This window comes from Candidatus Magnetominusculus dajiuhuensis (assembly GCF_046044395.1).
GTDB lineage: Bacteria > Nitrospirota > Thermodesulfovibrionia > Thermodesulfovibrionales > Magnetobacteriaceae > Magnetominusculus > Magnetominusculus dajiuhuensis.
Genome location: NZ_JBJUSG010000025.1, coordinates 1 through 23,793, shown reverse-complemented (window position 1 = coordinate 23,793; position 23,793 = coordinate 1). Strand labels below are relative to the sequence as shown.

Annotated in this window: 23 protein-coding genes; 9 read left to right on the top strand and 14 right to left on the bottom strand. The window is 44.0% G+C overall.

The genetic code is table 11. The features are described 5' to 3' along the window. Positions 1 to 163 precede the first annotated feature (163 nt). The 3 genes from AB7D94_RS05345 (at position 164) to moaA (ending at position 4,955) form a co-directional block, all read left to right on the top strand. Positions 164 to 3,067, top strand: a complete 2,904-nt coding sequence (locus AB7D94_RS05345) for a GAF domain-containing protein (protein WP_420264700.1) — start codon at positions 164 to 166, stop codon at positions 3,065 to 3,067. Between the two features lie 162 nt (positions 3,068 to 3,229). Beyond that, complete coding sequence (locus AB7D94_RS05340; protein ID WP_420264699.1) at positions 3,230 to 3,922, top strand: hypothetical protein; 693 nt, start codon at positions 3,230 to 3,232, stop codon at positions 3,920 to 3,922. A 4-nt stretch (positions 3,923 to 3,926) separates the two neighbouring features. After that, complete coding sequence (gene moaA / locus AB7D94_RS05335) at positions 3,927 to 4,955, top strand: GTP 3',8-cyclase MoaA (protein WP_420264698.1); 1,029 nt, start codon at positions 3,927 to 3,929, stop codon at positions 4,953 to 4,955. Positions 4,956 to 4,991: 36 nt separating this feature from the next. Here the strand turns inward: moaA and AB7D94_RS05330 are convergent, their stop codons facing one another. The 13 genes from AB7D94_RS05330 to AB7D94_RS05270 all read right to left on the bottom strand — a co-directional run bounded on the left by AB7D94_RS05330 (position 4,992) and on the right by AB7D94_RS05270 (position 17,480). After that, a complete protein-coding gene (locus AB7D94_RS05330) occupies positions 4,992 to 8,417 on the bottom strand; it encodes an HsdM family class I SAM-dependent methyltransferase (protein ID WP_420264697.1) in 3,426 nt (1,141 codons plus the stop codon). Positions 8,418 to 8,420: 3 nt separating this feature from the next. Next, positions 8,421 to 9,962: a glutamine-hydrolyzing GMP synthase gene (gene guaA, locus AB7D94_RS05325; protein ID WP_420264696.1), complete on the bottom strand. Its 1,542-nt coding sequence runs from the start codon at positions 9,960 to 9,962 to the stop codon at positions 8,421 to 8,423. Further along, the gene (gene guaB / locus AB7D94_RS05320) at positions 9,962 to 11,428 is read right to left on the bottom strand and encodes an IMP dehydrogenase (RefSeq protein ID WP_420264695.1); all 1,467 of its coding nucleotides are present in this window, start codon (positions 11,426 to 11,428) and stop codon (positions 9,962 to 9,964) included. Before guaB ends, guaA begins: the two co-directional genes overlap by 1 nt. A gap of 153 nt (positions 11,429 to 11,581) precedes the next feature. After that, entirely contained in the window at positions 11,582 to 12,067 is a 486-nt protein-coding gene (locus AB7D94_RS05315) for a hypothetical protein (protein ID WP_420264694.1), read from the bottom strand. Further along, positions 12,043 to 12,534 carry a hypothetical protein gene (locus tag AB7D94_RS05310; protein WP_420264693.1) on the bottom strand — a complete coding sequence of 164 codons (492 nt, stop codon included), beginning with the start codon at positions 12,532 to 12,534 and terminating at the stop codon, positions 12,043 to 12,045. The genes AB7D94_RS05315 and AB7D94_RS05310 overlap by 25 nt, the downstream gene beginning before the upstream one ends. Positions 12,535 to 12,604: 70 nt before the next feature. Further along, positions 12,605 to 13,012 (bottom strand): hypothetical protein, encoded by a 408-nt coding sequence (locus AB7D94_RS05305; RefSeq protein WP_420264692.1) that lies wholly within the window; start codon positions 13,010 to 13,012, stop codon positions 12,605 to 12,607. Between the two features lie 120 nt (positions 13,013 to 13,132). Beyond that, positions 13,133 to 13,618 (bottom strand): hypothetical protein, encoded by a 486-nt coding sequence (locus AB7D94_RS05300; RefSeq protein WP_420264691.1) that lies wholly within the window; start codon positions 13,616 to 13,618, stop codon positions 13,133 to 13,135. Beyond that, positions 13,588 to 14,115 (bottom strand): hypothetical protein, encoded by a 528-nt coding sequence (locus AB7D94_RS05295; RefSeq protein WP_420264690.1) that lies wholly within the window; start codon positions 14,113 to 14,115, stop codon positions 13,588 to 13,590. Before AB7D94_RS05295 ends, AB7D94_RS05300 begins: the two co-directional genes overlap by 31 nt. Before the next feature lie 24 nt (positions 14,116 to 14,139). Beyond that, entirely contained in the window at positions 14,140 to 14,604 is a 465-nt protein-coding gene (locus tag AB7D94_RS05290) for a hypothetical protein (RefSeq protein WP_420264689.1), read from the bottom strand. 139 nt (positions 14,605 to 14,743) lie between these two features. Further along, on the bottom strand, positions 14,744 to 15,229 hold the full coding sequence (locus AB7D94_RS05285; protein ID WP_420264688.1) for a hypothetical protein: 486 nt from the start codon (positions 15,227 to 15,229) through the stop codon (positions 14,744 to 14,746). Next, positions 15,199 to 15,765, bottom strand: coding sequence for a hypothetical protein (locus AB7D94_RS05280; protein WP_420264687.1), 567 nt, complete (start codon positions 15,763 to 15,765; stop codon positions 15,199 to 15,201). The genes AB7D94_RS05285 and AB7D94_RS05280 overlap by 31 nt, the downstream gene beginning before the upstream one ends. An 8-nt stretch (positions 15,766 to 15,773) precedes the next feature. Continuing rightward, the gene (locus AB7D94_RS05275) at positions 15,774 to 16,229 is read right to left on the bottom strand and encodes a hypothetical protein (RefSeq protein ID WP_420264686.1); all 456 of its coding nucleotides are present in this window, start codon (positions 16,227 to 16,229) and stop codon (positions 15,774 to 15,776) included. A 132-nt stretch (positions 16,230 to 16,361) separates the two neighbouring features. Next, the gene (locus AB7D94_RS05270; protein WP_420264685.1) at positions 16,362 to 17,480 is read right to left on the bottom strand and encodes a septal ring lytic transglycosylase RlpA family protein; all 1,119 of its coding nucleotides are present in this window, start codon (positions 17,478 to 17,480) and stop codon (positions 16,362 to 16,364) included. Positions 17,481 to 17,771: 291 nt separating this feature from the next. On the opposite strand from AB7D94_RS05270, the gene AB7D94_RS05265 reads away from it, so the two are divergent. From AB7D94_RS05265 to AB7D94_RS05240, 6 genes are read left to right on the top strand one after another with little or no spacing between them, the layout of a single operon-like run. Next, a complete protein-coding gene (locus AB7D94_RS05265; protein ID WP_420264684.1) occupies positions 17,772 to 18,407 on the top strand; it encodes an MBL fold metallo-hydrolase in 636 nt (211 codons plus the stop codon). Between the two features lie 8 nt (positions 18,408 to 18,415). Beyond that, on the top strand, positions 18,416 to 19,072 hold the full coding sequence (gene nth / locus AB7D94_RS05260) for an endonuclease III (protein ID WP_420264683.1): 657 nt from the start codon (positions 18,416 to 18,418) through the stop codon (positions 19,070 to 19,072). Then, the gene (locus tag AB7D94_RS05255; protein WP_420264682.1) at positions 19,039 to 19,911 is read left to right on the top strand and encodes a biotin--[acetyl-CoA-carboxylase] ligase; all 873 of its coding nucleotides are present in this window, start codon (positions 19,039 to 19,041) and stop codon (positions 19,909 to 19,911) included. The genes nth and AB7D94_RS05255 overlap by 34 nt, the downstream gene beginning before the upstream one ends. Next, a complete protein-coding gene (locus AB7D94_RS05250; RefSeq protein WP_420264681.1) occupies positions 19,895 to 20,812 on the top strand; it encodes a type III pantothenate kinase in 918 nt (305 codons plus the stop codon). Before AB7D94_RS05255 ends, AB7D94_RS05250 begins: the two co-directional genes overlap by 17 nt. Continuing rightward, the gene (locus AB7D94_RS05245) at positions 20,802 to 21,911 is read left to right on the top strand and encodes an NAD(P)/FAD-dependent oxidoreductase (RefSeq protein ID WP_420264680.1); all 1,110 of its coding nucleotides are present in this window, start codon (positions 20,802 to 20,804) and stop codon (positions 21,909 to 21,911) included. Before AB7D94_RS05250 ends, AB7D94_RS05245 begins: the two co-directional genes overlap by 11 nt. Further along, positions 21,911 to 22,753, top strand: coding sequence for an energy transducer TonB (locus AB7D94_RS05240; RefSeq protein WP_420264679.1), 843 nt, complete (start codon positions 21,911 to 21,913; stop codon positions 22,751 to 22,753). The genes AB7D94_RS05245 and AB7D94_RS05240 overlap by 1 nt, the downstream gene beginning before the upstream one ends. 26 nt (positions 22,754 to 22,779) lie before the next feature. On the opposite strand, the gene AB7D94_RS05235 is transcribed toward AB7D94_RS05240, so the two are convergent. Further along, a complete protein-coding gene (locus tag AB7D94_RS05235) occupies positions 22,780 to 23,628 on the bottom strand; it encodes an RpnC/YadD family protein (RefSeq protein ID WP_420264678.1) in 849 nt (282 codons plus the stop codon). Positions 23,629 to 23,793 lie beyond the last annotated feature (165 nt).

Genomic DNA, 23,793 nt, shown 5'->3' with positions numbered 1-23,793 from the left:
TATGTTGCCTTATGTTGCCTTATGTTGCCTTATGTTGCCTTATGTTGCCTTATGTTGCCTTATGTCGCCTTATGTCGCAGAAAAGAGCGAAGCGGCATTGCTGCCCCAAATCGTCTTTAAGGACGGAATGTGTTAACTTCGCACCTAACGGCCGAGCTTCGCTTTGAAACCCGAAAAAAGCGATATGGTAAATCTTGATAGCCCCATAAATCATATAGTTCGTTATTTTAGGACGCCTCATTTGATAGCTTGTATTTCGATAATTACCATAATATTATTGATAATTACCGTCGTTTGGACAAAAGACAGGGCAATAAAGAATATCCACAAAGAGGCGTTAGAGCATTTGAGTATTTATGATAACTATATTATGGAAAAGGTGAATAAATATGCTGAATTCTCTCATTTAGTATCAGAAGATCGAGAGGTTATTAAATACTTGAGACATCCTGATGGAGAAAATGCCATAAACGAACGGTTACTTCAATTCAGGAAATCTATGAGGGCTGCCGCAACTTATCTCATAGATGAGAAAGGTATCCAAATCGCAACAAGCAACTTTACGAAAGATGATGGCCGCAGTAAGAGTTTGGTATTCAGAGGCTATTTTCAAAATGCAATTAAAGGGATTCCCGATGAGGATATAGCCATTAGCATCGTCACAGATAAATTAGCTTATTACAGGTCATATCCGGTAAAGGATGGCGGTGAGATAATCGGTGTTGCCGTTGTTAAGTACGATATAGATATATTTACACCCGAAAATACTGATATAAGTGAAACATATCTTATTGTTGACCAACACGAGATTATCTTCCGCTCCAATGAAGAGAGATATATGTATCATTACATTCACCCATTATCTGCAGGTGTTTTACAAAAGATTAATGACACAATGCAATATAAAGGTAAAACACTATTGCCATTGCCAATTATAAAAGAATCGGTAAAAGATGGCATAAGATTAATTACACTCCGCCAACAGCAGCCAAAAACAGGAACCGATTACATAGATGTGCAATATTTAATGGTAGGGACAAACCGTAAGAACAGCGACTGGAATATACGTATATTGGTTGGGCTTTCCGATGTCAGAAATGTGATTATTAGAAATGTAGCCTTCGTATTATTATCTATGTTTATATTTTACTTAATTGCGGCAAATCTAATTCATAGGAGTAAATCAAGGCAAGTATTACAGAAGAACTATACTGATTTACTGGAACAAAAGGCGGCCATTGATTATCACTTAAAAGAACAGGAAACAATAAACTCTATTCTTCAATCATCGTTACTGTCAGATTCACTCGATAAACATTTATCAAGGAAATTAAAATTTATTTTGGAGCATTTTGCGAGTTCATTTCATCTAAGGGCATGTATTTTCGTTGCTAACGAAAAGGAAAAGACCCTTTATATCGGGGCACATCACAACTTCAGCGCGGAGCAGTTATCAGCGTGTTCAAGGCTTCCCTATGGCTCATGCCTGTGCGGCAAGGCGGCAGAAACTAAAAAAACAGTGTTTTCGTCTGATTGCAAGGAAGAATCGCACATTATCAAATTAACAGATATGGGTGCGCACGGGCATTTTTGTGTGCCTATTTTGTCAGAGGACAGATTATTAGGGGTAATCAATCTCTACACAACCTTATCTTACAAATGGACAAAATCTGATGAACTTTTTTTAGAAAGAATCGCCCATATAACCGCAGGGGTAATCTTGCGCAATGAAGATCAGCAGCTTGCGGATAAGCATTTAAAAGAACAGGAAACTATAAACTCTATCTTACAATCATCGTTGTTATCAGATTCACTTGAATCTCATTTGTCAAGGAATTTAGATTTTATTTTGGATCATTTTACGTGCATATTACATCTAAAAGGATGTATTTTCATTGCTGATAACAATGAAAAAACTCTTCGTATCGCGACATATCGCGGCTTTAACGAGGAGCAGTTATCAGCGTGTTCAAGGCTTCCCTATGGCACATGCCTGTGCGGCAAAGCGGCAGGAACTAAACAAATAGTGTATTCACATAACTGTATGGATGACACGCACACGATTAAATTTAAAGATATGGCTGCGCACGGGCATTATTGTGTGCCCATTTTATCAGGTGACGAATTATTAGGGGTAATCAATATATACACATCACCAGCCTGTGAATGGACAAAACCAGATGAACTATTTTTGGAAAAAGTCGCCCATATAATTGCAGGGGTAATCTTGCGCAAAAAAGAACAGCAGCTCATAGAGTTGGACAGAGCGGAGTCTCTGACTACCTTAGCGGCGGGTGTGGCGCACGAGATAAACAATCCATTATCTTTTATAAAAACGGCTGGAAGCTCCATTAAGAAAAATCTCGGGATAGTTGAACATTATATAAGACATTCACAGCTACTGCTCACGTCGGAGTCCTTATCAAATGAACAAATAGATACGTTGAATGAATTTAAAGTACACGACAAGATTTCCAATATTCATACCAGGATTATTACGTCTGATAAGGGGATAGAAAGAATCATGGAAGTCGTCAATGGATTGAGGACATTTTCGCGTCTCAACAAGACAGGCACAGATGAGGCTGATATTAACAAGTGTATTGACGAGGCATTGTTGATGCGCACAGGTGAAGACTGCAAGGTGAGAATCGTTAAAGAATACGCTGAGCTGCCAAAGTGTCTTTGTGAGCCGATGGCTATAAACCAGTGCTTTTATCATATACTGGACAACGCCGTTGCAGCAGTTAATAATCGCGGCACAATACGGATAGCTACTTCGCTGATTAATGATACTGGAAGCAACAAAATGATACAAATAAAGATAGAGGACGACGGAGTAGGAATGTCCGGTGTCACGATGAAACGCGCTTTTGACCCTTTTTTTACGACAAAAGAGGTGGGTTCAGGGAAGGGCTTGGGGTTGTCTGTGGTAGATGGGATAATAAAACGCCACGGCGGCACAGTTTATTTACAAAGTACAAAAGGCAAGGGGACCTCCGTCACAATACACCTGCCTCTTATCCAAAACAACAACAGCAGATTTACTCTATCCATAAACTATTGATTCGCGGCGTTTTATCAACTTGTGATGACTCTAAAAATCAAAGACTTCCGATGAGAACACACGTGCCCTTTTTGGCGTAACAAAGCACTGGACGTTTATCGCCGCAATATTTCATAATACCAACCAGATGACAAATTAAGCATGACGGGGGGTATTGCGTACATGTCCCATATGAATATGGAAGACAACAAGTCAGTCAATGTACTTCCTGAGCGGTATCTAAGCTGGCTGGTAACGTCAAGGATAAATTTTATTAGCGAGATGAGAGAAGGCAGACCGCTGCGATATTTCTCCGCCCATTTGCCGGTCATGGCGACATGGCCTTCCCGCGGAAGCGAAGCTGGCGGCGATTTGTATCCAATTAATATGACCGTAAAAGGGATAGGATTAATTCCTCGCCTGGAACTGCTTGATTCCTACTCTGAGATGTTTGAAGATATTGCCGCGTCATCAAGCACGAAACATGACATCACCGAAAGAATCGCGGCCATAAATAAGCTCTACGGCGATATTGGGAATTTCGATCCTTCTGTTTTAGGCGGCCTTGAAATCTTCGGCGGCAAGACGCTTGCCAATCTGAACGAAAACAACAAGGCAAGCCTGCTCTACGTGGGGATGCAGCATACCGGCAGTGGTGTGTCCTATATCAGTTTCCAGGTCAATGGCCTTATAGAAATCCTCAATAAAGACAACCCCTACTACCGATTTCTTCTGGCGTCAAGGAAACTGTTTGAGTTTGACAAGTTTCACATCTTCCAGCCCGACTACCCGTTTGGCTATCTGATACGCGTCGTGGAGGTCATGGATAAATCCCCGTGGCCGAAGGCGGCAACACCGCACGGGCATGGCCACTAATTTTATGCAATTAACAGATAACTTCGGACGCTCCATAGACTACATACGCATATCTGTCACAGACAGGTGTAACCTTAGGTGCGTCTATTGTATGCCGGATACAATAAAAAGCGGCTGCCATCAGGACGGGAAAATCGCAATTGATTCTATCCTGACATACGAGGAAATTTTGAGATTTGTGGAGGCGGCCTCTGCCCTTGGCATAAAGAAAGTAAGATTAACAGGGGGAGAGCCGTTGGTAAGAAATGCCCTCAACGAGTTGATACGCGGGATTAAGGCAATAGATGGTATTGAGGAATTGACCCTAACTACAAACGGGCAGCTCCTTGCGGCGATGGCCGCGCAATTGGGCGAGGCCGGTCTTGACAGGGTAAACATAAGCCTTGACTCGTTAATGCCACACCGCTATGCGGAGATAACAAAAGGCGGAGACTTTAATAATGTAATGGCGGGGATAAGTGCGGCGGAGGCGGCGGGACTATTGCCAATCAAATTAAACATGGTGCCGATGGCGGGGATAAATGACGACGAGATAGAGGCGTTTGTGAGTTTCGGGATAAAGACGGGCTGTCAGATAAGATTCATAGAGCTGATGCCGACGGTAGTAAACGAGCACTTATTCAGCAGCGGTTTTATAGGGTCGGACGAGATAAAGCGGCGAATCGAAATGAAATTTGAGCTTGTTCCCCTGAAGTTAAGAAAATACGGCCCGGCTCGTTATTTTAGTGTAACCAGCCGCTCTGGACTTGAGCCGCATGGCACAGGCGTCATAGGGATAATAAGCGCGATAACCTGCCGGTTTTGCCCCCAGTGCAACAGACTTCGCCTCACGGCAGACGGCAGGTTACGCCCCTGCCTGTATTCGAATATCGAGGTAGGGCTTTTTGAAGCGCTGCGAACGAAAGCCTCCATGGAAGAGATCCAGAAATTAATCCTTCAGGCGGTAGATTTAAAACCTGAAAGACACAACATCTCTGACGGGAATGAGGAGAAATCGGGTGCCCCGTTTATCATGTCCGGCCTCGGCGGTTAAGTTTCGCTATGGCTTTAACCCTGCCCTACTCTGCCGCTACGCCTCCGGCAATCCCATCTCTTCAAACACCTGCCGCGCTAATTGCTCTGCCTGGTTGTAGTTGTGCGTCCTTGTGAATAATTGTTCAAATAACTTTCCCTTCAGGTCTTTTACATACCTCTCGTATTCTAAAACTGCATTTGTAATTACGGTAATCTCCCGTGGAATCTTTACAATAAAACTATCCTGCCTTTGGGAATAAATAATATATTTTGCCTCATCAACGGACGACGCGGTATATTTAAACGAACCGTCTTCGGAGATAACATCTTGTTGTCCCATAAAATAAGAACCGAGTTGTAGAGGCTCATTTGGCAGGGAGATTTCCTTCACGTCCTTGCGATACTTTGAATCAACAAATGCTTCAGGAAATCGTTTTGCCCCCTGCGGTAGTATTTCATTGACGACGGTTTCTTTTAATTTTTCAACGTCTCTATAAGTCTTTGCCTGCTTGTTGTTTTTTCTTAATTTAGGCAGCTCAAGTCTCTCTCTCACCAAGGCGGTAACCCCGTCATACAACGGTTTCAGATACTTCTTCGAATCAAGCCCAAGCGCCAAAAGCACCGCGCTGTCAAGGGATTGCCTGTCTTTCATTTTTACCTCTTCAAAGATGGGTTTTATTTCCCGATTCTGAAGAGTTTCAAAACTTTTGTTCTGCTTCGACAGGGAAAAGAGAATTTCCTCTTTTGGTATTAAAATATCTTTCCAATCAATGCCTTCGGTCTTAGTTGCACCATCGCCCAGATTCACCCTGCTTATCAATTCCCTGAATAAGGCAAGCAGAGTTGAATTCAGATATAAAAAAAGGCCATAGAAATAATCATCTTTTATTGGAAAAAACTCGTATAAATTACTGTCAACTTTAATATTTTCTATATTTAATGGGGCAAAAAATCTATCATTTGTAATCCTTTGAAGCAATATTCTGCCATGTACTCTCTCTCCTAAGTCATACCAGAGTTTTCGACCGGAGACTGTGGCTACTTTATTCCATGGTATGCCATCGGCAGACACTCGTGTCTCACCCCATTGGATATATTTTAGTGCCCCATATTGTTTATTTTTCTTAAGTTCTTTTTTGGTTTTACCGCAAATGAAAACTTTATATCGAACATCTTCCGATTTTAAGATTATCTTTAATGCCTCTTTTGGTGATTTGATAATCGGAGCTAAAAACTCATCCTCGATTCCCCAGTGTTTTATTCTATCCTCATCAATGTAAAAAAACTCATTTATTCCTGTTGTATATCCCCTTTTTATATCCGCCAGTTCACTTAAAGGTACGAGTTTATCTTTACAGTTATTCATGATTTCAAAATAAATCGCAGGTGCCCTTAAATATTTCCCCCACTTAACCGTCTTACCGGCTTCTTCTACATCTGTAAGCAGTTGACCTTGCTTTATGGCCTTAATCCTGAAATTATTGTCTTCATACGTAGCGCTGCCATCCAAATGTTTAACTATTTTAGCGGCGTGATGCTTGTAATTGTCTGAACCGGACGTCTCTATCGTGTTTACCAGCATGTTGATACCATGCCACCTGTCCATAGGAAAATTCATATCCCACGGGACAAGTTCTTTGAGCCGCTTACTGATTTTTACAAAATTAACGTTGTTATCGTTTCTGATTGCGTTGTCTTCACAGCGTTCAAGGATTGTTACAACGGTGTTTACTGAAGCGTCTTCAAACCACGGCTCACATCTGGATTCTATCATGGCGATTATCTTGAATTTCTTGAGAAAGAATTTCTGAAGTTCATAACCATATGCAACATCTAACCACGAATTGGACGTAACTATCCCCATCCTTCCACCTTCTTTAAGATGTCTTGCCGCGTGAAAAAACAGATACGCATAAATGTCTGCCTTGCTTGAGAGTTTTAACTTTTTTCCTATAAATAACTCAGGGTAGTCGTTACTCCAATCACAAAAGAGGGCGCTTTCAAGCAATTCCTTATATCCCCCGAATCTTTTTTCTATCAGTTCTTGCCTTATATATGGGAAATTGCCTACTATAGCGTCAAACTGAGGAATCTTTTCATCCATAGTAAAATCAGCACCGTGCGGCTTCTTTGGAGGAGGGAACTTGAACGTCGCACCGGTTTTAACCTCAAAGAAATCCATTGATGTGATTCGCGGGAAATTCTCGTAATTCTCTATGTTTTGTCTGTATAAGTTAATGGTTGCAAGTTCGGCAGGGAAATGGGCAATGTCTACTCCCCATATCATAGAGAGTAGTTTCTTATGGTCTCTCTCTTCCAGGTCTCTAAGCCTGTCGTATGCCCTGATAAGAAATGTACCAGTGCCGCATGTGGGGTCTAATACCTTGTCTGAGCGTATTCTGACGCAAAAGGCTGTTATAAGATCTACGAGATCTTCGTTGGTGTAATACTGCCCAAGGGTGTGCCTTTCTTCTGGCGGGATCAGTTTTTCAAAGACGTTTCCCACAACATCCTGAGGCATTTGTGAAAAGTTGTATTTGTTCAGTGCTCCAATAAGATTAATCAGCGGTTCGATCCCGTTTTGCGGGAAAGGCACCTTATCGGAAAACTCTTCCTCAAACACTGCCTGATAGTCAATCTGTCTGGCAATCTCAAAATATTTTTTCAACTCCTTATCAACATCTAAGGGATTTGTCCCTGTTATGACAAGTTTCGGGATGTCAGAGCGGAAGCGGCGTAACGTCAAATAAAAGAGTATCTTTCCCAGGAGCCTGTAAACAATTTGTCCTGACACAGATTCATAGAAGGCCTGTCCCGCCTCGTTGACCGCAATGCCCTGTTTTGCCGTCCACGCTAGCAGCGCCTTATTAAATGCGGAGTTTTTCCCAACTTCCGCTCTCAAAGATTCGATAACGTGCGGCCGGATGGCCTTCACAGCCTCTGACAGCTCATGCACAAAGAATGTGGAATCTACGTCTATAAGATAAAGATGTCCTTCACGGTGAATGGTAGAGAGGTCGTTTAAAATATCTTTTATCCTTGATTTCAGAAGTTGTTGTTTGGGGACAACCCATAAGTCGTCAGGCGTGGATATTTGAACGATTGTAGGATAGGTCTTATATCTATGTTCTTTTGATACCTTTTCCGATATCGGCGTCCTCCAAATAACGGCGTCTCTCATATTACACGTCACAAAATAACCGGCACCCATTGCCCTTGCCTTCCCGGCAGCATTCTTAAGCAGTTCTTCATTGTCAACAGGTGTGGTTGGAGTTTTTAATTCCCAACCGCAAAACCCCTGACTGGCCTTCCTGTTAAGCCAGAGCTGAACGTCAGGGAATCTCGTCTCGTTTTCCGCAACTTTTAGGGAAGCCTCTGATGAGGCAACTTCAAATGGATACTCACCGTCTTTCAAAAACTCGTTAAGCCACGATATTACCTGGCCTGAGAATTCCCTTTCGTTGGATTTAATGTCTGACACAACTCATTCCCATTCGATTGTGCCCGGGGGCTTGCTCGTTATGTCATAAACTACGCGGTTTACTCCTTTTACTTCGTTTATTATGCGGTTGGAAATTATTGAGAGCGTCTCATATGGCACACGCGCCCAGTCTGCCGTCATGCCGTCAACACTGTTTACCGCCCTCATGGCGATGGTGTAGTCATATGTCCGCTCATCTCCCATTACGCCCACTGTCCTAAGTGGCAGCAACACAGCAAACGACTGCCATATCTCGCGATATAGCCCTGCATTTTTAATCTCCTCTATGACAATCGCATCGGCATCCCTCAATATTCGCAGCCGCTCTGAACTCAACTCCCCTATACACCTAATGGCAAGCCCCGGGCCGGGAAACGGCTGGCGGTAACATATCTCATCAGGAAGGCCAAGCTCCTTGCCTATCTCCCTTACCTCATCTTTAAACAGCTCCCTCAACGGCTCAATAAGCCTTAAGTTCATCACATCAGGCAGTCCACCTACATTGTGATGGGATTTAATGGTTGCCGACGGGCCCTTAAATGACACGCTCTCGATTACGTCGGGGTAGAGCGTGCCCTGCGCAAGATATTCCACAGCGCCTATCTTTTTTGCCTCTTCCTCGAATACGGCAATGAACTCCCCGCCGATTATTTTTCTTTTTTGCTCCGGGTCGGTAATACCGCTGAGCTTATCTAAAAACCTCGTTTCTGCGTCAACTACAATGAGATTCAGATTGAAATGCCTTTGAAACGTATCTATGACCTTTGCCTTTTCGCCTTTTCTCAGGAGGCCGTTGTCCACAAATATGCAGTGAAGGCGCGGCCCTATGGCCTTGTGTATCAATATCGCGGCAACAGATGAGTCAACCCCGCCGCTTAACGCACAGACGACATCTCCACCGTCGGCCTTCCGCCTTATCGCCTCTACCGCGTGCTCTATAAATGACGACATCTGCCACTTAGAGGAACACTTACAAATGCCGTGGACAAAATTATCAAGAATTTTGCTTCCCTCTTGGGTATGCGCTACCTCTGGATGAAACTGCAGGGCGTAGATTTTTCTGCCCTCATCGGCGATTACAGCATGAGGAGAATTGGAGGTGTGGGCAATCGATTGAAACCAAGCGGGCAATGTCTTTACGCTGTCGCCGTGGCTCATCCACACAACTGAACCCTCGCTCAACCCCGCGAGAAGCCCTGTGCCGTTGTCCATATTCAGGGCTGCCCTTCCATATTCGCGCCTCTGCGCCCTTTCCACCTCGCCACCAAGCAGGTGGACAATTAGCTGCATCCCGTAGCAAATTCCAAGAATGGGGACGCCTAACTCAAAAATTAATTTATCCACAATCGGGGCGTCTTTTTCATATATGCTTGCCGGGCCGCCCGAAAAAACAATGCCCTTTGCCCCGAAGTCTTTTATTTTATTTATCGGGGTGTTATATGGTACAATCTCTGAATATACTCTACGTTCCCTGATACGCCGCGCAATGAGCTGTGTGTATTGTGAGCCGAAGTCCAGAACCAATATCTTATCGTATTCTGCCATCACTCCGCCCTGTAGTTTGGGGATTCCTTCGTTATGATGACATCGTGGACATGGCTTTCACGTAAGCCCGCGTTAGTGATTTGAATAAACCGGCATGTCTCCCTCAGCTCATTTAATGAGACCGACCCGCAGTATCCCATCCCTGAACGCAACCCCCCGACAAGTTGATATATCATCTCGTTTATCGGCCCCCTGTCTGGAACCCTGCCCTCTACACCCTCAGGGACGAGTTTACTCAGGGACTTGACGTCCTCCTGCATGTACCTATCTCTGGCGGCGTTTGCATCGGCCATAGCGCTCAAGGAGCCCATCCCTCTGTAAACCTTATATGTCCTGCCCTGATAGAGAATCGTCTCACCGGGGGATTCCTCCGCACCGGCAAACAGGTTTCCAATCATCACGGCGCTAGCCCCCGCGGCAAGGGCCTTGGTTATGTCGCCCGAATATTTTATCCCGCCATCAGCGATAACAGGAATGCCGCGCGCGGCAGCCTCTTCGCATGTGTCCATAATGGCCGTTATCTGGGGAACGCCCACGCCGGCCACTATCCTTGTCGTGCATATTGAGCCAGGCCCAACGCCTACCTTTATGGCGTCCGCCCCAGCGTCAATAAGGTCTCTCGCCGCGTCCTTTGTGGCAACATTACCGGCTATTATGGCAATATTAAACCTCTTCTTCAGGTTTCCAATCGTCTCAATTACAGACGCCGTATGTCCGTGTGCCGTGTCAATGGCGATGATGTCAACACCGTTGTCTATTAGCAGCTCTGTGCGAATCATCGCGTCTGCTCCCACGCCAACTGCCGCCCCTACCCTCAAACGGCCAAAACTGTCCTTGCAGGCACAGGGGTATTTCTTTTTCTTTTCGATGTCCTTTATTGTTATCAACCCCTTGAGGCGGAAATCTTTGTCAACGATAGGGAGTTTCTCTATCTTATGTTTGTGCAGAAGCTCCTTGGCGCTGTCCAAATCCGTACCCTCGGCGGCGGTGACCAGATTTTTCGAGGTCATCACGTCTCTTACTGGTTTTGTCAGGTCTGTCTCAAAGCGTAAATCCCTGTTTGTCAATATACCGATTAATATTCCATCTCTGGTGACGGGCACACCTGAAATCCTGAATTTTTCCATTTGAACAAGGGCGTCACCGACAGGGGCGTCTGGGGATACGGTTATCGGGTCAACAATCATGCCGCTTTCAGATTTTTTTACCTTATTTATCTCTGATGCCTGATTTTCGGGGGTCATGGCCTTGTGTATTATGCCTATGCCGCCCTCTCTGGCGATGGCAATGGCAAGGCGAGACTCGGTAACTGTGTCCATTGCCGCGCTCATCAGCGGGATATTCATCTTTATATCCCGTGTTATGTAGGTCTCCACATTGACCTGTGACGGCAGCACGCTTGCCTTCCTCGGCACTAACAGCACATCGTCAAACGTCAACCCTAGTTTGATATCCTCTATAATCATCGTTTTTCCCTCATAAGTTGTTCCGGGTTATTAAGAAATCCTCAGCTTCGTGGGATTTTAGCATTTCGAGGGGATTTATAGCAAATCGCGGGACAGCAACAACAGGGCAAGCTCAAATCCAGCTTCCGGTGGGCATAGCACCTAAGTATTGCCTCAGTACGTCAAATCTTCGCACTTGTGGATATTAATACCTTTACGTTTAATATGAAATATTTTCTCGCCATCATATATTTCATCGCCTTTATCATCACTTGAGTACAGTTCGACTGTAAAACTAAACTTTATCTTTACTTTGTCTAAGTTAACGCCTGGTCGTTTCTTTATTACCACGAAATCATCATAGAAAAAATCTATATCCAAACCACCAGGTGCATTCCACTTATAGCCGCGATAATGGCCACTGTAATTCCTGTATTTATCCACTTCAAAGATAAATCCAAATGGAGATGAAGCATGTAGGATACTGTGTATTTTGGCATTGCTTACGTGAAAATCAAAGCCGACTACACGGCTAATAATTTTGCCGCTTTTGGGTAATTGATTCAACGACACGCAGAAGAGGCCGTCATCCCCCCTGGCAATAGAGAAGGCGAACAAGAGGATTGCCAGTATGATTAATGTCTTTGCGGCGTTAAGCATTTGTTTATCTTTTTTAAAGTAAAATCTTCATTATCAATGTTTAATACAGGAAAGCCAATGCCGATACCGCCTTCTTTTTTCATATATATTGCTCTCATATTTACACGTATCTTATCATCGGATTTATTTTTGGGTTGTCTGATAATAACTAATTTCTTGAAATCTTTATATTTAATGATATCTTTATCAGACTTTGCCGCGGCGGTCATGACAGAAGCGACTCCCCAAGAGTTATCATAATCAGTAATATCATATACCCATGACGAGGGTAGAAACGGCTTGTCGTATATATAAGCATAGCGAATAGTCAACTCAAATGCCCTAACTCTGTCAGTTTTATAATGCTGGCCATGATTATAGAATACATAATAATACGTGTCTTTACATTCAGTCGCGATACCATTAACGGCAAACAGCGTCACCGCCGACACTGTCAGTAGTATAGCCAGTCTATTTGTGATGGTCATGCAGTTCAATATCCTATTACCCTAATCTGTTAAACATTTTTATTGATTGATGCTCATATAGTTAATACGTCTACCAGTGATACAACTTAAGGTGTTTATGAATTTCCTTTATTTTAAAGTCTTTGGCATCCAGAAGCAGTATCTTAGTTGTTCCATCTTGTTTGAGACAAATCATCGTCATACTAAAAAACAGTCCTTCCTCTACACTGTATGGATCTAAAATAAAACTAAGAAAATCCTTAAAAAAGCTAATATCAACGGCATCATTGTCTGTATATGCCGCGGCAACAAATTCGTATGTTCTTTCATCATTAAGGTGATAATGCCAACCGTCAGGCATTTTAGGTATGCCGTATACAGCAGAATTGAAGCTGGTATCTAAAAAAAATGCCCTAACCTTATATTTTTTCTTAGCGTATGAATCCTTCAATGATACAATATAAAATTTATACTGAAGTTCTTCCTCAAACCCTGCCACCGGTGATAACACCACAGATGAGACAACTAACATGACCACTAATCTCAGGCACAATGACATGTGTTCAACTCCCGCTTTAATTTAAAATATGAATAATATTTATTGTACTCGGCCATTGCCTTAGTACAGCTTGTTTTTGCACCTATGTATGTTAAAGTTCTTATTTGTAAAATTATATGTTTTATCGCCATTATAGGTGTCATTGTCAGTACCATCTTTAAGGCTCTCATCTGTTTCTAATTTTAACGTTAACTTGACATCTTTTAATTTAACCCCTGATTTTTTCTTTATTATCACGAAATCATCATAGAAAAAGTTCAACCTTACGCTGCCGGCAAACTGGAGAATGCAACCACCAATGCCTCCGTTTCCTTTCTTGTCTTTACTCACTTCAAGTACCCATCCGAGGGGTTTGTGAAGAATATTATGTACTTCGGCATTCGATACTTCAAAATCAAAGCTTGTTATACCATAATAAATGTTGTTGCTGATCTTAAAATCTTTTTTTAACGAAACGCAGTACAGGTTGTCTCCTTCTGCGATAGAGAAGGGCAACAATACGAGTATCAGTATTATTAGTGTTTTTTTGGCTTTTCTGGTAAGCATTTGTCTATCTTTTGTACAGTAAAATCTTTATCATCGGTATCGTAGTGTTTTATGATAGTGCTTTCTTTTCCCATCATCTCTAATATAGTCAACTTTATGTGTATATCATCTTTTCCGGATTTATTTTTGGGTTGTCTAAGAATAACAAAATCTTCCAAATCCTTATATTCGATAGTATGGTTATCTGACTTTGCCGCGGCGGACATAAAAGAAACCAGCCCATCAGGATCGTCATAATTAATAATATCATATACCCAAGACGCTGGTAAATTGGGAAGATCGTATATATAAGCATCGAAAACTATCATCTCCATTATCCTGATTCTTTCATTGTTGTAATCCTTTCCATAATCTAACGAAACATAATAATACCTATATTCACACCCGGCTGTAACGCCGACACCGGTAAAACTGACAACAATAAACAGTGCCACCGCCGCTATCAGTAAAAGAGATCGCTTATTTTTAATATTCAGTGTCATACAGTAATCGTTCACTCAAGCAATCATTTTAGCTTAGGGTTAATACCGTTTAAGGCATTTGTGGATTCGTTTGATTTTAAAGTCTTTGTTCTGCAAATCTAATATTGTAGCTGTTCCATTGGGTTTGTTACAAAACAGCGTCATACTGAAATATGGTTTCTTATTATGATCAGCGTCTGTCCTAACAACAATGGTAAGAAAATCTTTAAAATACCCAATATCAACAGCTTCTTTATCTGTGTCAGCCGTTCCAATTAATAATGTTTCAGTTCCGTGTTCATCAGGAAAATCGTAGAGCCAGCCTTTGGGCATTTTGGGTACGCCATAGATATAGTTGCTTGGATATAAAAAGAATGACCTAACCTTATATTTATTCTTAAGGTATGAGTCTTTCAATGAGATTATATAAAGTTTATTCTTACATTTTGCCGCAAATCCAGCCGTTGGTGGTAACACCATCGACGAGAAAAGCAAGATAACCGTCAATCTCAAATATAATGCCATGCGTTTAACTCCCGCGTTCGTTTAAAATATCCAACAACCTCGTTCGAACTAAAATCCAGCAATTAGACACAGCGACGAGTGTTTAATTGCCGCATTGGCTTTAAATATGTATCATCGTTATAAGCCCAAGGCAACTGTCTTAGTACGCCATTCCTTCGCACTTGCGGATATTAATATCTTTACTTTTAATATGAAATGTTTTCTCGCCATCATATATTTCATCGCCTTTATCATCACTTGAGTACAGTTCTACTGTAAAACTAAACTTTACCTTTACTTTGTCTAAGTTAACGCCAGGACGAGTCTTTATTACCACGAAATCATCATAGAAAAATTCTAGATAGAAACCTCCGGGGCCATTCCACTTAAAACCGCGATAACTTCCTCTGCCATTGATGTATTTATCAACCTCAAAGATAAATCCAGGTGGATTATGTAATACACTATATATTTCGGCATTACTTGAATGAAAATCTAAACCGACGACACGGTGAAATATTTTGTTGCTTTTGGGAAGTTCCTTCAACGACACGCAGAAGAGGTCATCGCCGCCTTCAGCAAATGAAAAGGCGAACAATACTATTGTCAGTATGATTAATGTTTTAGCGGCTTTTTTGGTAAGCATTTGTTTATCTTTTCTACATCAAGATCAGGGTAATTCAGGTTGTCTAACATACCAGTCTCTGTGCCGATGCCACCCTCTTTCTTCATATATATTACGTTAAATATTATAGATATTTTCTCGCCGGATAAATCTTCAGGTTGTCTAAGGATGACAAATTTATTAAGATCTTTAACTCTGATGGTATGTTTATCTGACTTCGCCGTTGCGGTCACATGCGTAATCCGCCTATCTGAATTGCTATCAATAACATACACCCATGAAGATGGTAATTTGGGAAAGTCATATATATAAGCATCAAAAACAGTCATATCAAATGCCCTAACTCTTTGTGTTTTATAATCATTTCTATAAAAAAATGAGGCATAATAATACGTGTCCTCACATTTAGCCGCATGAGCAACATCGGTAATAGCAAACATCATAACCGCCGAAACCATCATCAAAATAGCAAGACTATCACTGATACTCAGTGTCATGCAGTTTAATAACCTATTAATCAGTTTGCTAGTCATTGTTGCCGATTCAAGGTTACGCACGATATCCTTTAATACTCCTTCAGGTCTTTGTGAATTTCCTTTATAATAAAGTCATCGGTCTGAAGAACTATTATTTCAGGTGAGCCGTCTGGTTTGTAATAAATCAGCGTCATTTCAAAATATATTTCTTTTTCTGGACGACCTTCTGATATAACAAAGATGAGAAAATCTTTAAAATACTCAATATTAACGGCTTCCTTGTCTGTATAAGCCGCGGCAATTAATCCGACTGAGCGCTCACCATTAAAGGTATAATGCCAGCCTTTGGGTATTTTGGGTACGCTATAAAATTCACGGTCTGAGTCTAAAAAGAATGCCCTGACCTTACATTTTTTCTTCAGATATGATTCTTTCAATGACATAGTATAAAACTTACTCTTAAGTTCTTCCTCAAACCCTGCCACCGGTGATAACACCACAGATGAGACAACTAACAAAACCACTAATCTCGAATATAATGACACGCGCTTAACTCCCATGATAACGCAAAGTACCCTAACATATTAACTCTAAACATACGTGCATGTATTTGTCAAGCTTCTTTTTTCATATAAAAAAAGAGAGGAGCATAACTATGCTCCTCTCTTTTTATTAGATCATTTAGATTTTTTCTTAAGTGCATCCCGTGCCTCTTGCACTGATTTCTCAATTTCCGGTCTATGCTCTGCAGCCCACTTTTCTTGTTCTTTATACCGACGCTCTCCCTCTTCTGGACTTAGAAACTTAACCGTCACATTGAAGACGCCATCGCCTGGATTTTTCGCAATCTTGGCATATGCCGCAGGCGAGAGGTCTATGCCTCTTGTCGGGTCTTCGTGATGATTACCGATATCTTTCGGCGCGTTCGGAAACTCTTTATCCCTGATCGGAAACGGGCCTTTGTCCTCGACTTTGACTATGACTGTTTTCCCATTTGCCTTATTGGTAACCTCCACGTATAAAGGTTTATTTCGATCAAGTTTCCCAGCATAAAATGGCGGCATTGCGGCAGTATATCCAAGATCATCATGTATAGTGCCGCTCGAAGTTTTTCTTTTATCGAATTTGCTATCATAAACAGAGGTCTGTGTGTCGCATTCATTGCCGTGGCAGTTTGTATATCTTTTCTCGTCATAAACACCCCTTTTGACAAGGGTACTATGCCATTCGGGTATTTCTCTTTCCCCTGCTATTCTTGCCAATTCCTTGTTGTGGGCTTCAATCTGTTCCTTAGTTGCACCTGATGGTATCCGAGGCTCCTCATCACCCGGCTTTTGCACACCCGATTTAGCGTCAGACAGATTCAGCGCGAAGTCTGTGGCACCGGGTACTTGTGCACCGGCATAACCAGCCATCAGCGTATCAACCTCTTCTGAGCCGGACTTAACGGCTATGCTCTTCCAATAGAAAGGGTCCCTTTCTAAAAGATATATGGCCTTTGCGTAACGGCCAGGCTCCGCACTGCCTTTGGAAAGTTCATAAAGCGCTTCCTTATAACTTATTTTCCCGCTGTTTACATCACGCGCCAATTGCTCGGCCTTATCTTTCAGCTCACTACTCTTAGGCGTCAACGTTCCTGAGGCTGCCGCAGCGTCAACCCTCTGCTCAATTGCACCTTTATCCTTTTCTACTTTTTGCAGCAACTGCTCTGACACCTCACCGGCATACGAACATCCCGGCTTTCTTCCCATAAACAGCCCCGTCTTAGGGTCTTTAATGTAACAAGCTTCTGACATAAACATCCTCCTCATTAAAGTGGTTGTATTGTACAGCGGGAATTCTGCTATTAATATAGCAGCTCATATACTATGATAACACAAAAGGAATAATAAATCAACATAATAATTTACTACATATAATATTATTACCAGCATTGTGTTATCAACGCGGCACTTCTGTGGCTGATACATGTCATGACACGAACAGGCATCAGCCCATTGCCGTGTGATATAGGCTGCCGGAAATTTCAAAGAGCCGCTTTTCTATCAGGATTGTGGTATAATGTCATGCACAAAGGAGGATAGCGTATGCTTGATAATATCACATGGTTTGGCCATGATACCTTCAGGATTACCGGCGGGTGTGTCGTCTATACTGACCCGTATAAGATAAAAAGAGCAGACACCGCTGACATCATCCTGATTACCCATAGCCACTTTGACCACTGCAGCCCGGATGACGTTGCAAAGGTCATCGGCGATAAGACCGTAATCGTTGCCACCAAAGACTGCGCCGCGAAGTTAAGAGGAAATATTAAAATCGCCGCGCCGGGGGATTTTCTTACCGCCGCCGGTGTAGAAATCGAGGCCGTCCCCGCATACAACACGAACAAGAGTTTTCATCCCAAATCAAACCGCTGGGTGGGATATATTTTTACGCTTGATGGTAAAAGATATTACCTCGCCGGGGACACAGACTATATTGTTGAGATGAGGTCAATCAGGGACATCTACGCAGCCCTCCTGCCCGTAAGCGGCACGTATGTTATGACGGCAGATGAGGCCGCACGAGCGGCTTTGGACATCGCCCCACAGTTCGCCGTCCCGATGCACTATGGCGATATTGTTGGCACGAAAAAGGACGCTGAGAGATTTGCCGATGAGATAAAACGCCTGAGTGCTTCAGGCCCTAAAATAGAAACGGTTATATTACCGTGCCACTGATGAACACCATGACTTGTAAGCTCAATAAAGATGAGATAGACGCCGTAGCGGCATATCTGCGGCAGAGATACCCACAGCCCAAGACGGCGCTCCAGTTCAGCAATCCCTTTGAGCTGCTTGTCGCAACTATTCTCTCCGCCCAGTGTACCGACAAGCGGGTCAACATCGTCGTTAAGACACTTTTTGAGCGCTATAAGTCTGTTGAAGACTATGCAGCCGCTGAACCGGCGGCCTTTGAGGAGGAGATTAAATCCACGGGATTTTACAAGAACAAGACAAAGATGATAATCGGCGCGGCGAAGGCTATTCTTAGTGATTTTAACGGCGTGGTGCCAGCAACGATGGAGGAGCTGGTTACACTGCCCGGCGTGGGGCGCAAGACGGCAAGCGTTGTCCTCGCAGCAGCATTCGGCGTACCGGCCATCGCGGTAGATACGCATGTCCTGAGAATCTCCAACCGGCTTGGCCTTGTGAACTCTAAAGACCCGGAAAAAATCGAAGCTGCCCTCTGCGCCATCTTTGACAGGGATAAGTGGATAGGCGTATCCTTCGGCCTCGTCCTGTTTGGACGTGAGATTTGCTCCGCAAAAAAACCCCTCTGCGATAAATGCGGCATATACAGTGTCTGCAAATGGCCAGAGAAAAAGACACCGCTGCCCACTTGAAAGAGACTTCCCTACTTTTCGAATGTGATATTTTCAACAAAACCGTGCCGGAGGATTTAAGGGCATTGAGGAATTTCTCTCAATTATATCAACCTGAAAAACCGGCTTACGCCCCATACCGTTTTCTTTATTATGACACAATTAACTCGACAAACGACACCGCAAAGGCCGGGGACTACCCCCATGGGACGGTAATCATAGCCAACGCCCAGGACAAAGGCCGGGGCAGGGGCCTACGCCACTGGCACTCCCCGCCCGGCGTGAATATCTCAATGAGCATCGTCCTGAAACCCGACGAGGAGATACCGGCGCTTTCACTGATGAACACGGCCACCTCGCTCGCGGTATCAAGGGCACTTGGGGCAGCCACCACCCTTGATGTCTGGCCTAAGTGGCCTAATGATATTTATATTGGCGCAAAAAAAGTCGGCGGCATCCTCTCCGAGACCCTCATATCGGGGGGCATGGTGCGAAGACTGGTAGTCGGTATCGGCGTCAACGTAAACACCGCTGAATTCCCTGCGGAGCTGAGGGACAAGGCAACAAGCCTGTTTATCGAATCAGGTGCCATGTACGACAGGGGGCAACTTATCGCCTCAATCCTGAGGGAATTTGACCAGTGCCGCGCCTTGTCATCCACACATTTGATAAGCGAATGGACTGCCCTGAGTAAGACGATTAACTCGTATGTCTATGTTTCTGGCGCAGACGGCAAGGTCGTGCAACCCGGCGGCACAGCACGGGCGTTAAACGAAGACGGTTCGCTTGTCGTGGAGCTTGAGGCCGGGATAATAGCAACAGTCACAAGCGGCGAGGTTACAAATGCTCCTTGCCATTGACATAGGAAATACAAACATAAAACTTGGCCTGTTTAAGGGCAACTCACTGAGAAAAGTTTCAATTTCGCTGGCTGACTGCGCCTCGTTTGGCGAAAAGATTGGCGAATTTATTAAATTACATATTGATTCAGACCCTAATATCTGGATTCCCGCTTTCGCGGGAATGACAGAAAAAAGACAATTCACTCTTGGAATGACAGAAAAAAAACAATCCAATCCTGAAATAACAGAAAAAAGACAATCCAATCCTGATTTGTCATTCCCGCGAAAGCGGGAATCCAGTTCCACAAGTATAGAGGCTGTCATGGTGTCATCTGTGGTGCCTGATATGACAGGAAAGATTTGTTCGATTATAAGTCCATACTTTGCCGGGCAGCCCCACATCGTATCGCACAGTACGAACTCGGGATTGAGTTTTTCAGTGCCCTACCCTCAGCATGTCGGGGCGGACAGGATAACGGCGGCCACATGGGCGTATCACCATTTCGGCGGCCCGGCGGCGGTGATAGACTTTGGCACGGCCACAACGATAAGCGTCGTGGGGCAAGGCGGCCAGTTCATTGGCGGCGCAATCATCCCCGGACTCAGGACAATGGCGCTTGCCTTTAATGAACACACGGCGGCGCTTCCACTTGTCGAATTAGAAGCCCCTGAGGGCGCATTGGGAAAAGACACGCGCAGCGCCATAATCTCAGGCATAGTTTACGGCACAGCAGGGGCGGTATCGCGTATAATATATGAAATACAACGGGAAATTGGGTATAATATCAACATCGCCGCAACAGGCGGAGGCCTGGCCCTGATTGAGATCTGCTTAGAGCGGGTAGATGTGGTGGAGCCTGACTTACTGCTCCTGGGTCTGAGGATGATATATGAGAGGATGAAACAACTTGGATGTTGATATAGCCGTAATAGGTGGAGGCCCGGCCGGGGCAACCGCCGCAAGACTTTTAAGCAGGGCTAACAGAGAGACCGTCCTGATAGAGCGGGACATGAAAAACGAAAAACCGTGCGGCGGCGGCCTGCTTGAGAAGGCATTCAAGGCATTTGACATACCCCTGTCACTCATTAAAAAGAAAGTGGAATCAATACGAATCGTATCCCCAAAGGGAAACACGCACGACATATCTATGAACTCCGCGTACCTTGCAATCGTCCATAGGGCGGAGTTTGACGAGGCACTCAGAGGCGCGGCGGCGGCAGAGGGCGCTGGGCTTATAGAGGGGACGTTTATTGATTTACAGCATGGCGATAAATCAGCAGTTCTCAGGATAAAGACCGCCGCTGGAGAGACCCGAATAAGGGCGCGGCACATCATCGCGGCAGACGGTGTGAACTCAATGGTGGTAAAGAGGATGTTCGGAAAATTTCCAAGGCGCATATACACGGCACATGAGATTCATCACAGCGGCAACGTCCATGCAGATGATTTACATCGCCGCTGCGAGTTTCGTTTCAGCTCTGTAACTCCTCCGGGATTTTACTCATGGATATTTCCCCACAGAGACGGCATATCCATAGGCACAGGGTCAGAACACGCGGACGAGGTTGGCCCATTCTTAGACGGCCTGCTAAGGGCCAAAGGTTTTACTAACGGGCATCGCAGGGGATATTTTATACCGGTGTGGGATGGGTCTTTGTACTATAAAAACGGTGTGTATTTTGTTGGTGACGCGGCCGGGATGGTCTTGCCCTTTACGTATGAGGGCATATATTACGCGATGAGGTCTGCGGAGTTTGCCGTAGCCGCCGTCCTGAAAAACAAACCCGGCCTCTATAAGAAACTCTGGCAGGAGACATATAGAAAACGCTATCTCGTGATGCGGGCGCTTCAGAGATATTTTCTAAGGAATGATGACAGGATGGAAAAACTTGTGTCTCTCTACGGCCATCCACATATACGTGAGGCATCAATGCGCCTGTGGACGCAAGACGACATAAAGATAAACCTTATCGGGGGTTTTGCTGCCCTGATTAAAAAATATGGCGGCATACGCTGATGCCTGACCGTTATATAACAATATCAATACTGCTTCACGCGCTGGTGTTTGGGTTGTTTTTATATTTGGTAAAGGATCACAAGGAACCGCTCGTTGGTGAAAGGCCGATGATGGCAAGGATAGTCACACCAGACGTGAAGGCGACTCCGCCTGTTGCAGCGCCTCCAAAGCCGCAAGCGCCCACTCAGCCACCTCCACAAGCGCCTCCACAAGCGCCTCATCAGGCACCGTCCCACCCCCAGGTCAGGACAGTACCTCAGGCAAGACCGACACCCCATCACCAGCCGAAAATCTACACCCCATCCAGGCCTAAGGAGACCGTGGGCATAGAGGAGCTGCCGACTTTACCTCATAACGAGCCACGTGCCGAGGCCCCGCCCCAACCGCCAAAACCGGCGGTACCGTCTGGCATTGGGAGTTTTTTCGATAGAGATATTATAGGGAAACAGGCAGTGGCCTCCATAGCAAGGGACAGGAGTTCACCCAACTCTTCTGCGGAAGGCAGCGGCAATTCGATTTCATTCGATACATCGGACATCAAGTACGCGGCCTATATGAGACGGCTCAAGGAGGCGATAGAAAGCGCGTGGGTATATCCGGCAGGGGCGGCCAGAAGGGGAATCCAGGGCGATTTAAACATAAGTTTTACAATCAATAAAAACGGTACTCTAAATGCGATAGACGTGATGCGCACCTCAGGGCAAAGGTCACTTGACGACGCGGCCGTCAGCTCTATAAAAGACGCGGCACCGTTTTGGCCACTGCCAGACGAATGGGGAAAGGATTCCTTTACCGTAAAGGGCCACTTCGTGTACAAACTCAACAGACAATCACTTAATTAGCCGCATCCTCTCTTCTGTGTCGCGTTTTATATGATATTCCCAAAAAAAACCTTCAGCTCGTCCACTGACCCGGCCTTCTTGATAAGATTCTTCAACTCCTCCAATTTACCTAAAGAAACTATGGCCATAACCATATTCATCAATTCAAGACCGGCTGAACCATATTTGAGTTCAAGCATTCCTTCTATGCCTTCAAGTAAGCCTTTCCGCTCACCTTCAAGGAAACCCTCTTCTTTACCCTCTATTTTACCCTCTTTAAAAATATCGCTATCTTTTACATCAATCGTTATAGGCATTTTCGACACCTCCATTTTGACTTTAGGATATAATTTGCGTAAATCAGAAAGATAGAGCAATTTTCTGATATAACTCTCCCGCTCTTTTGGCGGCAATATGGACAGTTTATCAAGGATTTTTCTTATCGTGGCATCTACGTCCCCGGTCTTGCACAATATCGCCAACACTATATCCTCAGGGCAATCGCTTTCAAGAAGCTGGCTGCAATCTATTTCCCTTATATCAATCAATTTATATGAGTAATTGACCCCTTCACCTTCCATATGGTTTTGCATGTTCATAGGTTCATTTCCAACATAAAGCACTATCTGTACAGGTAATTTCTTATTCTGATTATAGATAAATCCAGAATACAGATACATCCGCGCCATCATAACGTTCTCATTTCGTGATTGAATCTCGAAATGGAGTAATTTTCCGTCCTCTACTTCAAACACCAGGTCTGGCTCTCTTAACTGAATATCTGGAAACTGGACATCAACAAACCTGCCAGTCTCATATCCGGTTATGAGTCTTAGGAATACCTTAGGTATATCTTTCAATATATCCTTCAGTGTAATGTCATATTTATTATGCATATTCCCCCATTTTTCTCAGATGTTTACAATTCATAAATCCCTTCTGCAAATAAAGACTACCCCTTCAAAATATTATACCATAACCAGGGTCTTTAAGGCATTCACACCAATATTCCCAAGCTCCGATATAGAAATTTGCACCTATTGATAAAAGGGTTTTTGAAA

Bases quoted from the DNA above. Each gene is read 5' to 3' on its own strand.
- AB7D94_RS05340 (WP_420264699.1), top strand. From the start codon at position 3,230: ATGTCCCATATGAATATGGAAGACAACAAGTCAGTCAATGTACTTCCT.
- moaA (WP_420264698.1), top strand. From the start codon at position 3,927: ATGCAATTAACAGATAACTTCGGACGCTCCATAGACTACATACGCATA.
- guaA (WP_420264696.1), bottom strand. From the start codon at position 9,962: ATGGCAGAATACGATAAGATATTGGTTCTGGACTTCGGCTCACAATAC.
- guaB (WP_420264695.1), bottom strand. From the start codon at position 11,428: ATGATTATAGAGGATATCAAACTAGGGTTGACGTTTGACGATGTGCTG.
- AB7D94_RS05315 (WP_420264694.1), bottom strand. From the start codon at position 12,067: ATGCTTAACGCCGCAAAGACATTAATCATACTGGCAATCCTCTTGTTC.
- AB7D94_RS05310 (WP_420264693.1), bottom strand. From the start codon at position 12,534: ATGACCATCACAAATAGACTGGCTATACTACTGACAGTGTCGGCGGTG.
- AB7D94_RS05300 (WP_420264691.1), bottom strand. From the start codon at position 13,618: ATGCTTACCAGAAAAGCCAAAAAAACACTAATAATACTGATACTCGTA.
- AB7D94_RS05290 (WP_420264689.1), bottom strand. From the start codon at position 14,604: ATGGCATTATATTTGAGATTGACGGTTATCTTGCTTTTCTCGTCGATG.
- AB7D94_RS05285 (WP_420264688.1), bottom strand. From the start codon at position 15,229: ATGCTTACCAAAAAAGCCGCTAAAACATTAATCATACTGACAATAGTA.
- AB7D94_RS05270 (WP_420264685.1), bottom strand. From the start codon at position 17,480: ATGTCAGAAGCTTGTTACATTAAAGACCCTAAGACGGGGCTGTTTATG.
- AB7D94_RS05265 (WP_420264684.1), top strand. From the start codon at position 17,772: ATGCTTGATAATATCACATGGTTTGGCCATGATACCTTCAGGATTACC.
- nth (WP_420264683.1), top strand. From the start codon at position 18,416: ATGACTTGTAAGCTCAATAAAGATGAGATAGACGCCGTAGCGGCATAT.
- AB7D94_RS05255 (WP_420264682.1), top strand. From the start codon at position 19,039: ATGGCCAGAGAAAAAGACACCGCTGCCCACTTGAAAGAGACTTCCCTA.
- AB7D94_RS05250 (WP_420264681.1), top strand. From the start codon at position 19,895: ATGCTCCTTGCCATTGACATAGGAAATACAAACATAAAACTTGGCCTG.
- AB7D94_RS05240 (WP_420264679.1), top strand. From the start codon at position 21,911: ATGCCTGACCGTTATATAACAATATCAATACTGCTTCACGCGCTGGTG.
- AB7D94_RS05235 (WP_420264678.1), bottom strand. From the start codon at position 23,628: ATGCATAATAAATATGACATTACACTGAAGGATATATTGAAAGATATA.